The organism is Pandoraea eparura, from assembly GCF_902459725.1.
Taxonomy (GTDB): Bacteria; Pseudomonadota; Gammaproteobacteria; order Burkholderiales; family Burkholderiaceae; genus Pandoraea; species Pandoraea eparura.
The window spans coordinates 118,398-129,513 of sequence record NZ_CABPSH010000007.1 but is presented as its reverse complement, the minus strand read 5'-3'; the positions used below and the strand labels follow the sequence as shown (position 1 = coordinate 129,513).

At 64.9% G+C, this 11,116-nt stretch carries 6 protein-coding genes; 5 read left to right on the top strand and 1 reads right to left on the bottom strand.

Annotated elements, in window-relative coordinates; all coding sequences use genetic code 11:
* The first annotated feature begins 18 nt into the window (after positions 1–18).
* The 5 genes from sorA to PEP31012_RS15335 all read left to right on the top strand — a co-directional run bounded on the left by sorA (position 19) and on the right by PEP31012_RS15335 (position 9,193).
* On the top strand, positions 19–1,332 hold the full coding sequence (sorA, locus tag PEP31012_RS15355; protein WP_246171320.1) for a SorA family sulfite dehydrogenase catalytic subunit: 1,314 nt from the start codon (positions 19–21) through the stop codon (positions 1,330–1,332).
* A 14-nt stretch (positions 1,333–1,346) separates the two neighbouring features.
* The gene (sorB, locus tag PEP31012_RS15350; RefSeq protein ID WP_246171319.1) at positions 1,347–1,685 is read left to right on the top strand and encodes a SorB family sulfite dehydrogenase c-type cytochrome subunit; all 339 of its coding nucleotides are present in this window, start codon (positions 1,347–1,349) and stop codon (positions 1,683–1,685) included.
* Positions 1,686–1,857: 172 nt separating this feature from the next.
* Positions 1,858–5,778 (top strand): trifunctional transcriptional regulator/proline dehydrogenase/L-glutamate gamma-semialdehyde dehydrogenase, encoded by a 3,921-nt coding sequence (gene putA, locus PEP31012_RS15345; RefSeq protein ID WP_150590201.1) that lies wholly within the window; start codon positions 1,858–1,860, stop codon positions 5,776–5,778.
* A gap of 519 nt (positions 5,779–6,297) precedes the next feature.
* The gene (gene putP, locus PEP31012_RS15340; RefSeq protein ID WP_150590200.1) at positions 6,298–7,842 is read left to right on the top strand and encodes a sodium/proline symporter PutP; all 1,545 of its coding nucleotides are present in this window, start codon (positions 6,298–6,300) and stop codon (positions 7,840–7,842) included.
* Positions 7,843–8,050: 208 nt separating this feature from the next.
* Positions 8,051–9,193 carry a branched-chain amino acid ABC transporter substrate-binding protein gene (locus tag PEP31012_RS15335; RefSeq protein ID WP_150590199.1) on the top strand — a complete coding sequence of 381 codons (1,143 nt, stop codon included), beginning with the start codon at positions 8,051–8,053 and terminating at the stop codon, positions 9,191–9,193.
* Between the two features lie 251 nt (positions 9,194–9,444).
* Here the strand turns inward: PEP31012_RS15335 and PEP31012_RS15330 are convergent, their stop codons facing one another.
* Positions 9,445–11,079, bottom strand: a complete 1,635-nt coding sequence (locus tag PEP31012_RS15330; RefSeq protein ID WP_150590198.1) for a hypothetical protein — start codon at positions 11,077–11,079, stop codon at positions 9,445–9,447.
* Between the last annotated feature and the right edge of the window lie 37 nt (positions 11,080–11,116).

Below are 11,116 nucleotides of genomic sequence, written 5' to 3'. Positions count from 1 at the left end.
CCTACAGGAGACATCCCGATGAAATCGCACGACCGGAGCGCCGCCCCTACGGCGCCACACATCGCCACACCGCCCCTCCCGCCCACCGAATCTCCCCTGGCCGAGGCCTCGCGGCGCCGCTTCCTGCGGCAAGCGGGCGCGCTCGGCGTTGGCGCCAGCCTTGCAGGGCGCGCGCTTGACGTCCTTGCCGCCACCACCGCACCACAGATGGTGACGCTGCCCTTTGCCAATGGGGAACGCGAACTCGTCGCCTACCCGCAGAAGCGTCCGCTGATTCGCTTGACGGCGCGCCCCCCCCAGCTGGAAACGCCGTTCTCGGTCTTCAACGACGGGCTCATCACGCCGAACGATGCGTTCTTCGTGCGTTATCACCTGGCGGGCATTCCGACCAACATCGACCCGGCGAAGCATCGGATTCACGTGCGCGGCAGTGTCGCCAAACCGCTCGACATCTCGCTCGCGTCGCTCAAGAAGGATTACGGTACGCCGGTGGAAATCGTGGCCGTGCATCAGTGCTCTGGCAATAGCCGGGGCTTTTTTGAACCGCGCGTCGCGGGCGGGCAGATCGCCAATGGTGCCATGGGCAACGCACGCTGGCGCGGCATCCCGCTTAAGCGGATTCTGGAGCGCGCTGGCGTGTCGGCCAGTGCGAAGCAAGTGACGTTCGAAGGCCTCGACCGGCCGGTCATCCCCACGACACCCGAGTTTGTGAAGGCGCTCGACCTCGATCACGCGATGGATGGCGAAGTGATGATCGCGTTCGCCATGAACGGCAAGGATCTGCCGATGCTCAACGGCTTTCCGGTGCGTCTGGTCGTGCCGGGCTACTACGGCACATACTGGGTGAAGCATCTGGCGGACATCAACGTCATCGACAAGGTGTTCGACGGCTTCTGGATGGCCACGGCGTATCGCATTCCCGACAACGACTGCAATTGCGTCACGCCGGGCAAGGCCCCTGAAAAGACGAAGCCGATCGAGCGCTTTACCGTGCGCTCGTTCGTCACGAGTCTCGCCGACGGCCAGCACGTGGCGGCAGGCAAGGCGCTGCGCGTGCGCGGTATCGCGTTCGACGGCGGCGAAGGCATTCGCGACGTGCAGTTCTCGGCCGACGGCGGCCAGACCTGGCAGGCGGCCCAACTCGGCCACGAACTGTCGAAGTATTCGTTCCGCGAATGGACGGCGTCGTTCACGCCGCCGCAGCCCGGCGAGTACGCGCTCCAGGTGCGCGCGACGAATCGTGCAGGGGTGTCGCAACCGCTGCAATCGCTGTGGAATCCGGCCGGCTATCTGCGCAACGGGGTGGAAACCGTGCGTGTGGTCGCGGCTTGAGACGGGGGACGATCATGAACGTTTCGAAGATTGCGCGCCGTGCGGCCTTGCTGTCCGGCCTATTGGGTCTGCTCGGCGCTCTCGCCGCCCCTGCGCATGCGCTGGAGATCAAGCTGCCGCAGGAGACGTCGCAGTTGAAGGCCTCGACGCTGGCCGGTTATCAATCGGCCAACTCCTGGTGCGTCATGTGCCACTCGCTCGATTACGTCAACACTCAGCCACCCATGTCAGCGGCCTTCTGGAGCGCGGAAGTCACGAAGATGGTGAAGGTGTACGGCGCCCCCATCCCGGAAGACCAGGTCAAGCTGATTTCAGAGTATTTGGGAAAAACCTACGGCACCGACCAGAAATAGCCCTAGCGCCCCGGCCCGCGGGCCGGGGCGCTAGGCAGCGTTTCGCGTTTTCCCCCGCACCTAGGTGCAACCCTAATATTGACTCCGGTTGCACCTCTTCTGAAACCCGGTTACGATGCCGCAATTCACCCGCTATGGGTGTCACGTTTTCGCGTCATCAGGTAACCCTTCCATGGCTAACACCACCCTCGGCGTCAAGGTCGACGACGTACTGCGCACCCGGCTCAAAAGTGCCGCCCAGCAAATCGAGCGCACCCCGCACTGGCTGATCAAACAGGCCATCTTCGCCTATCTCGAGCGAATCGAGAGCGGCGCGCTGCCACCTGAGCTGAGCGGTGCAACGCAGTCGGGCACCGAGGTGATCGACGGCCACGCGGGCGACGACACCGTGCCGCACCCATTCCTCGAATTCGCCCAGAACGTGCAACCGCAGTCGGTGCTGCGTGCAGCGATCACGGCAGCCTACCGCCGTCCCGAACCGGAATGTGTGCCCGTACTCGTTGGTCAGGCCAAACTGGCGCCGGCCACCGCTACGTCGGCCTCCGAGCTCGCCCGCAAGCTCGTCGTCGCCCTGCGCGGCAAGAGCACCGGCGGCGGTGTGGAAGGGCTGATCCACGAATTTTCGTTGTCCAGCCAGGAAGGCGTGGCGCTGATGTGCCTGGCCGAAGCCCTGCTGCGCATTCCCGACAAGGCCACGCGCGACGCGCTCATCCGCGACAAGATCAGCAAGGGTGACTGGCACGCCCACATGGGCAATTCGCCATCGATGTTCGTCAACGCCGCCACCTGGGGCCTGATGATCACGGGCAAGCTCGTCACCACCACCAGCGAAGCCGGTCTCACCAAGGCCCTCACGCGCCTGATCGGCCGCGGCGGCGAGCCGCTCATCCGCAAGGGCGTGGACATGGCCATGCGCCTGATGGGCGAGCAGTTCGTGACGGGCGAAACCATCTCCGAAGCGCTCGCCAACAGCCGCAAGTACGAAGCCCAGGGCTTTCGCTATTCGTACGACATGCTCGGCGAAGCGGCGACGACCGAGGAAGACGCGCAGCGCTACTACGCGAGCTACGAGCAAGCCATCCATGCCATCGGCAAGGCGTCGGCCGGCCGCGGCATCTATGAAGGCCCGGGCATCTCGATCAAGCTCTCGGCCCTGCATCCGCGCTACTCGCGCAGCCAGCACGAGCGCACGGTCACGGAATTGCTGCCGCGCGTGCAGGCACTCGCCAAGCTGGCGCGCTCGTATGACATCGGCCTGAATATCGACGCCGAAGAAGCCGATCGCCTCGAAATTTCGCTCGACCTGCTCGAAGCCCTGTGCTTCGACCCCGAGCTGGCCGGCTGGAACGGCATCGGCTTCGTGGTGCAGGCTTATCAGAAGCGTTGCCCGTTCGTGATCGACTTCATCATCGATCTGGCGCGTCGCAGCCGCCACCGCATCATGGTGCGTCTGGTCAAGGGCGCATACTGGGATACGGAAATCAAGCGCGCGCAGGTCGATGGCCTCGAAGGTTATCCGGTCTACACCCGCAAGATCTACACCGACGTGTCTTACCTGGCCTGCGCGAAGAAGCTGCTCGCCGTGCCGGACGCCATCTATCCGCAGTTCGCCACGCACAACGCCTACACGCTCTCGGCGATCTATCACCTCGCGGGTAACAATTACTACCCCGGCCAGTACGAATTTCAGTGCCTGCACGGCATGGGCGAGCCGCTGTACGAAGAGGTCGTCGGCCCGATCGCCTCGGGCAAGCTCGCGCGTCCCTGCCGCGTGTATGCGCCGGTCGGCACGCACGAAACGCTGCTCGCCTACCTCGTGCGCCGTCTGCTCGAGAACGGTGCGAACACCTCGTTCGTGAATCGGATTGCGGATGAGACCGTCAGCGTCGACGAACTGATCGCCGATCCGATCTCGGAATCCGAGAAGGTGCAACCGCTCGGCGCCCCGCACGCCAAGATTCCGCTGCCGCGCGACCTGTACGGCGTGGCGCGCGCCAACTCGTCGGGCTTCGACCTGTCGAACGAGCACCGTCTCGCGTCGCTGTCGTCGGCGCTGCTCGCCAGCGCGGGCACGCCGTGGCGCGCCGCCCCGATGCTGGCCGACGGCGAGCGCACCACGGGCACGCCGCGTGCCGTGCGCAACCCGGCCGATCTGCGCGATACGGTCGGTCAGGTCATCGAGGCCACCTCGGCCGACGTGGACGCCGCGCTCGCCAACGCCGTAGCCGCCGCCCCGATCTGGCAAGCCACGCCCGTCGAGGAACGCGCCGACTGCCTGATGCGCTCGGCCGACCTGCTCGAAGCCCATATGCCCACGCTCATGGGCCTGTGCGTGCGCGAAGCCGGCAAGTCGCTGCCCAACGCCGTGGCCGAAGTGCGTGAAGCCGTCGACTTCCTGCGCTACTACGCCGCGCAGATCCGTCAGGGCTTCTCCAACGACACGCACCGCCCGCTGGGCCCGGTGCTGTGTATCAGCCCGTGGAACTTCCCGCTTGCGATCTTCGTCGGCCAGGTCGCCGCCGCACTGGCCGCCGGCAACCCGGTCATCGCCAAGCCGGCGGAGCAGACGCCACTCATCGCCGCCGAAGCCGTTCGCCTGATGCAGGCGGCCGGCGTGCCGGCCGGGGCATTGCAACTGCTGCCGGGCACGGGGGAAACGGTGGGCGCCGCGCTCGTCGCCGACGCCCGCACCAAGGCCGTCATGTTCACCGGCTCGACCGAAGTGGCCCGCATCATCGCCCGTACGCTGGCTGAGCGTCTCGACGCCAACGGCCGTCCGATTCCGCTGATCGCCGAGACCGGCGGTCAGAACGCCATGATCGTCGACTCGTCGGCACTGCCCGAACAAGTGGTATACGACGTGCTGGCGTCGGCCTTCGATTCGGCCGGTCAGCGCTGCTCGGCGCTGCGCGTGCTGTGCCTGCAGGACGACATCGCCGACAAGACGCTGCACATGCTCAAGGGCGCGATGCAGGAACTGGCCATCGGCAACCCGGATCGTCTGTCGATCGACGTCGGCCCGGTGATCGACGCTGACGCGCAGAACGGCATCAACCGCCACATCGAACAGATGCGCGCCAAGGGCTTCCCGGTCGAACAACTGCCGCTGCCGGATGCCGCCCGCCACGGCACGTTCGTGCCGCCGACGCTGATCGAGCTCACCGATCTGAAGGCGCTGCAACGCGAAGTCTTCGGCCCGGTGCTGCACGTGATCCGATTCAAGCGCGCGCACCTCGACAAGCTGCTCGACCAGATCAACGGCACCGGCTACGGCCTGACGTTCGGCGTGCACACGCGGATCGACGAAACCATCGCCTATGTGACCGAGCGCGCCCATGTCGGCAACGTCTACGTGAACCGCAACGTGATTGGCGCCGTGGTGGGCGTGCAACCGTTCGGCGGCGAAGGGTTGTCTGGGACGGGTCCGAAAGCGGGTGGGCCGATGTATCTGCCGCGTCTGTTGGCAACGCGCCCGGCCGCACTGGCGCCGGAACTGAACCGCAACGAAGCCGCGCTCTCGCCGCTGGTGAGCTATCGCGACTGGCTGCGGGCGCAGGGCAACTCGGCCGACAGCGCCGCAATCGATCGCGTCGACCGTTATCTGGCCACCTCAGCCCTCGACGCCACCGCGGTGCTGCCGGGACCGACCGGTGAGCGCAACACGTACGGCCTGGAGCCGCGCGGCCCGGTGCTGTGCGTGGCGGCCACGCCGCTCGGTGCGCGCACGCAACTGGCCGCCGTGCTGGCGACGGGGAACCAGGCCGTGTTCACGGACAGCACCGCTGCGCGCGAGCTGGTGGGCGCCTTGCCAGCCGCCCTCAAGGGCCGTGCGTCGCTGTTGGCCGCCGGGGCGGACGCCGCCGGCGAGCCGTCGCTCGCCGCGGCGCTGTTCGAAGGTGACAGCGACGAGCTGCGCGCCCTGAACCGTGGCCTGGCCACCCGCAACGGCCCGATCCTGTCGATGCAGGGCCTCGCGCCCGAGGCGCTGGCCGCCGGTGACGACTACGCACTGGAGCGTCTGCTGTGCGAACGCTCGGTGTCGGTCAATACGGCTGCCGCAGGCGGCAACGCCAACCTCATGACCATCGGCTGATCGAGGGAAACCGTCAGGTCTCGCGACGAATCCGATCGGATTCGTCCGAAATCTGACGGTCGGTTTGGCGGGTTCCGCGGATGCCAACGGCCGATTCCGTCCCCCGGACGCGCCGTCGTCCCGATCGCGTTGTCCTCAGCGGCTGCCGGCGTCCTGCCTTCCTGGACACTGGCGGCCGCGATGCGTTAGCGGGTCAACCACTCGCCTCCTTTCCGCGCCTTCCTCCGCTTTTCCCGCCCCTCATCCTGCCCGCTCTGCCCGCCCCACCGCCCGACTTCTCCGCTCAGCGCGACGCTTATCACGCCCCGCCGCATATCCCGTACTCACGCACGCTGCGCGCATTCGCGGTATCTTCGCGCCCGCCCCCGACATATCACGCGTCTCACCGCCATTGCGCGGTCAACCCGTGCCAGCGACACGCATCGCTGGCCATAGCGGTCGTCGTCCCGCGTCGCGGCCTCTTTCGTCATGCCGGCAGAGGCGCCCGACGCGCGTGACCCCGACGCTCGAGGAGGCTACATGTCCCTTTGGAATCCCACTGCGGTGTCATTCACCGTGTATCTGCTATTGATGTTGGTGATCGGGTGGCTCGGCTATCGCGCCACCCATGATCTTTCCGACTACATTCTCGGCGGACGCCGCCTCGGCAGCTTCGTCACCGCGCTGTCCGCCGGCGCCTCCGACATGAGCGGCTGGCTGTTGCTCGGCCTGCCGGGCGCCATCTACATGGGTGGCCTGTCGGGGGTCTGGATCGCCATCGGCCTGGCGATCGGCGCGTGGGCCAACTGGCATCTCGTGGCCGCGCGCCTGCGTGTGCACACGGAGGTGTGCGGCAACGCGCTGACCCTGCCCGAATACCTCACGCAGCGCTTCGGCGACCGCAGCCACGTGCTGCGCATCGTCACGGCGCTGGTGATTCTCATCTTCTTCACGATCTATTGCGCGTCGGGGGTCGTGGCCGGTGCCCGGCTGTTCGAGACGATGTTCGGGCTGGAATACCGCACGGCGCTGTGGATCGGGGCGGTGGCGACCATTGCCTATGTCTTCATCGGCGGCTTTCTCGCGGTAAGCTGGACGGATACGGTGCAGGCCTCGCTGATGTTCGCCGCGCTGGTCGTCACCCCGATCGCCGTGATCGCACTCGACGGCAGCCCCGCGGCGGCCGTGGACGCGGTGACCGCCGTGCACCCCGCGCACACCGATTGGTTCGGCGATCTCGCGCCCGTCGGCGTCATCTCGATGCTTGCCTGGGGCCTCGGCTATTTCGGGCAGCCGCACATCCTTGTGCGTTTCATGGCCACGCGGTCGGCGGCGGCGATTCCGCAGGCGCGTCGCATCTGCATGACCTGGATGGTGTTGTGCCTGACCGGTGCGGTCGCCGTGGGCTTCTTCGGACTGGCGTTCTACAGCGCGCGACCAGACCTCGGCGCCGGCGTGGCGGCGAACCCGGAGACCATCTTCATGGCCCTGACGACCCAGCTCTTCACCCCGTGGCTCACGGGCGTGCTGCTGGCGGCGATTCTGGCAGCCGTGATGAGCACGTTGTCGTGCCAGTTGCTCGTGTGCGCCAGCGCGCTGACGGAAGACCTTTACAAGACGTTTGCGCGCGGGCCGGTCAGCCAGGGCCGCCTCGTGTGGATCGGCCGGGCGATGGTGCTGAGCGTGGCGGTGATCGCGGTGGTGCTGGCCCTTGACCCGCAGAGCCGCGTGCTCGGCATGGTGAGCTACGCCTGGGCCGGCTTCGGGGCGGCCTTCGGTCCGCTGGTGCTTGCCACGCTACTGTGGCCGCGCGTCACCCGCAACGGGGCGCTCGCCGGTATTGTCGTCGGTGCAGCCACGGTCCTGATCTGGAAGCAGTTCGGCTGGTTCGACCTGTATGAAATTCTGCCGGGCTTTGTACTGGGCAGCCTCGCGCTCATCGTCGTGAGTCGCTTCGATCGGGCGCCGAGCGCGGACGTGCTCGCCCGCTACGCAAGCGCCGAAGCCACGCTGCGCGAGATTCGGCAGGGTGCGACAGGCGAGTCGGGTAGCACCAGCGCTCCCACGGCGCAACCCTCCCCATAATCCGGTAGCACCTTCCATCGGAACTTCTCCCTCTTGACCGGCGCGCGCAGCCATCCAATACTGCCGCGTCGGACGCATATTGCGTTTGATTGCGATTGAAGCCGTCCTGGGCCGACCGGCCTTGTACAGACGGCGATCCAAGAAAGGCGTGCCGCGGCGATCCTGCAGGCACGCCACTCAACGACATACACATGCAAGGAGAGGGTTGATGCAATCGAAGCTTACGCTCAGCGCAGTTGCCGTCGCGGGACTGCTCGCGTTTGGTACGGCCAACGCGCAACAGGCGCAGGAAGTGAAGCTGGGTTTCGCCGCACCGCTCACGGGCGCCCAGGCGCACTACGGCAAAGACATGCAGAATGGCATCCAGCTCGCCATTGACGAGTACAACGCCACGAAGCCGGTCATCGCCGGCAAGCCGGTGAAGTTCGTGTTGCAGTCGGAAGACGATCAGGCCGACCCGCGCCAGGGCTCGCTGGTCGCGCAGAAACTGGTCGACTCGGGCATCAAGGGCATGCTCGGCCACTTCAACTCTGGCACGACGATCCCCGCTTCGCGCATCTATGCGCAGGCCGGCATTCCGGAAATCGCGATGGCGACGGCCCCGGAATACACCAAGCAGGGCTTCAAGACGACGTTCCGCATGATGACCTCTGACATCCAGCAGGGGTCGGTCGTCGGTACGTTCGCCGTCAAGAAGCTGGGTTTCAAGAACATCGCCATCGTTGACGACCGCACGGCCTATGGCCAAGGTCTGGCCGACGAGTTCGAGAAGGCCGCGAAGGCGGCCGGCGGCAAGATCGTGCGCCGTGAGTTCGCCAACGACAAGGCCGTGGACTTCCGCGCCATCCTGACCAACCTCAAGCGCGCCAATCCGGACATGATCTTCTACGGCGGTGCCGACGCACAAGCCGGCCCGCTCGCCAAGCAACTGCGCGAACTGGGCATGAAGAGCACGGTGATGGCCGGTGAAATGGTCAAGTCGGACGCTTTCCTGAAGATCGCCGGCGACGCCGCCAACGGGGCGGTCGTCTCGCTGGCCGGCCTGCCGCTCGACAAGATGCCCGGCGGTGCCGCTTACGAGTCGCGCTACAAGGCCAAGTTCGGCAGCGCGCCGGAGACGTACTCGCCGTACGCCTACGATGGCGCCATGGCCATGATGTCGGCCATGAAGAAGGCCAACTCGACCGATCCGGCAAAGTACCTGCCGACGCTCGCGAAGACCAGCATGCCCGGCGTGACCACGCGTGAGCTGGCCTACGACAAGGTGGGCGATCTGAAGTACGGTTCGATCACGCTCTACAAGGTGGTCGACGGCAAGTGGACCGTGCTGGAGACCGTCGGCGGCAAGTAAGCGCCTGACGATGGGCCGATAGCGGTAAACGACAAGGGCCGGTGAGGATGACTCACCGGCCCTTGTGCTTGATGCGTGCCGCCGCACCACTTCGACCGCACCGCATGGCGGCATTACGGAAAGGAGAAATCGGCAATCTGGCCAGCCGGCAAATATATCGGTCTCGTGTCAGTCACGGGCACGATTCAGGGCAGGCACGGGCGAAGACGAGCGCAACATGCGGATGCATGAGACGGGTGTGCCAAGCGGCGTTAGAAATTCAGTTGGCAATTCTGTGTTCGTTCATTGCAAAGCGTAAAGCCTAGCGCGCGCGCGTCCTCATTTGATTTGAAGGCACAAATCAATTCGCCGTATGTGTTCCCGAATTCGGCGTACGGTGTACCACCAAGGTTGACGGGACGTCCCTTTTCGCCAACGTTGTATACGCCTGCTTTGTCGGAATACCCGAACGTGGTTGCGTTACACCATCCTCTTGAGACGATGGTACAGAACTGGGCTCCCGGAATAGTGCCGTACCACCCGCTCCACCGCCAACTGTTCCCTACGATCTTCTTGTAGCCGTTGCAATTGCCGTGTGTCTGGGTCCATTTGGCCATGACGAGCGGTCTATCCTTTTCAACGATTCGCTCAACCTCTTTGTGCACGACTTTGACTTTGGTAACGACCTCGGTCGTGCGAGCCAGTTGCCATGTCCAACCGCTGCCGGCGTTCTGACAGGAGAGCATTTTGCCGCTCTCGTCGCGCCCGATTTCACCAGGCTGACAAGACGCATTTTGTTCGTTGGATCGATCCAGCCGAATGACGCCCGAGTTGGATTGAAATCTGTCCGCCTTCACGTGCCCGGCGCCCTCGATATTGTTGCTCTGCATCTTGAGCGCACCCTCAACGGTCGCTCCGCGTTTCGCCGTCAATTGACCACTGATCGTCGCGTTGCCCGACACCATCGCCCCCTCCACCTCAAGGCCCCTCATCGTCAGCACGCCGTCGCCTTCGATATTCCGTGCGCCAACAATGTTCTGCCGGTTCTGGCCTGAGTCGTCGCTCAGGTAGAGCGGGCCTTTCACTGTGGCTTTACCCGCGATCTCAAGCTCGTTCATGCTGAGCTTTCCCACGCCGACGATGTTCTTGACCCCTTTGATGCTTTGGTGCGTTTTGCCGTTCTCGAAGTCCAGGTCACCGGTGATGTTGCGCGATCCATCGCGCCTGACGTTGACGTCCAGGCTGTGCGTCAGAAAACCACCGCGCATGGCAACCAATCCCGGCTTTCCCAGCGGGTTGGGAACGGCGTCCGGAATCGCCTGCATTGTCTCGTCGACAAATCGAAACTGCTGTGGTTTATCCATCGTGGATGTGCCGCCATAGACACCGACTGTCTTCGAGACAATCGCCGCGAAAGCGTAATCGGGCGACGACGAATAGGGGAGCTTCGCCGACTCGGTGAGATACGTCAGCGAATTGATCTGACAGTTCGGCGGGTTCTCCCGATCACATTTCCGATATACCCGAATGTCATAGTTCCCCAGGCCATGCGGCGGCTTGCTTGCCGTGCCGGAAAGATCGAGCACCTTGATGAGTGCGGCCGCATCGAGATTCCCGACGTGCGCGTAGCCGAACGACGAGGACGGGGCCGTGTTGGTAAACGTGTGACCTTTGAGGGTCCAGGTTTTACCCGGCGTCGATAGCAGCGCCGCGATTTCCTTGTAGTGCTTCGCGACGAACGTGTCTGCTGCGTTGCCGATGATCTTGAGTCCGTGCCCGACGCGCTCCGCCCGCTCGACGCGCATCTGGCGCATTTGATTCACGCCCCAGAACGTCACGAGCATGCCGACGACAGCAATCGCAACGGCGGCCGAAACGAGAAAGATGCCTGATTGATTTCTTCGCATAGACGCGCCCTCTTTGGTGTCGTCCGGCAAATGCGCC

Coding starts and splice junctions, on each gene's coding strand:
- PEP31012_RS15330 (WP_150590198.1), bottom strand. CDS start 11,079: ATGCGAAGAAATCAATCAGGCATCTTTCTCGTTTCGGCCGCCGTTGCG.
- PEP31012_RS15335 (WP_150590199.1), top strand. CDS start 8,051: ATGCAATCGAAGCTTACGCTCAGCGCAGTTGCCGTCGCGGGACTGCTC.
- sorA (WP_246171320.1), top strand. CDS start 19: ATGAAATCGCACGACCGGAGCGCCGCCCCTACGGCGCCACACATCGCC.
- sorB (WP_246171319.1), top strand. CDS start 1,347: ATGAACGTTTCGAAGATTGCGCGCCGTGCGGCCTTGCTGTCCGGCCTA.
- putA (WP_150590201.1), top strand. CDS start 1,858: ATGGCTAACACCACCCTCGGCGTCAAGGTCGACGACGTACTGCGCACC.
- putP (WP_150590200.1), top strand. CDS start 6,298: ATGTCCCTTTGGAATCCCACTGCGGTGTCATTCACCGTGTATCTGCTA.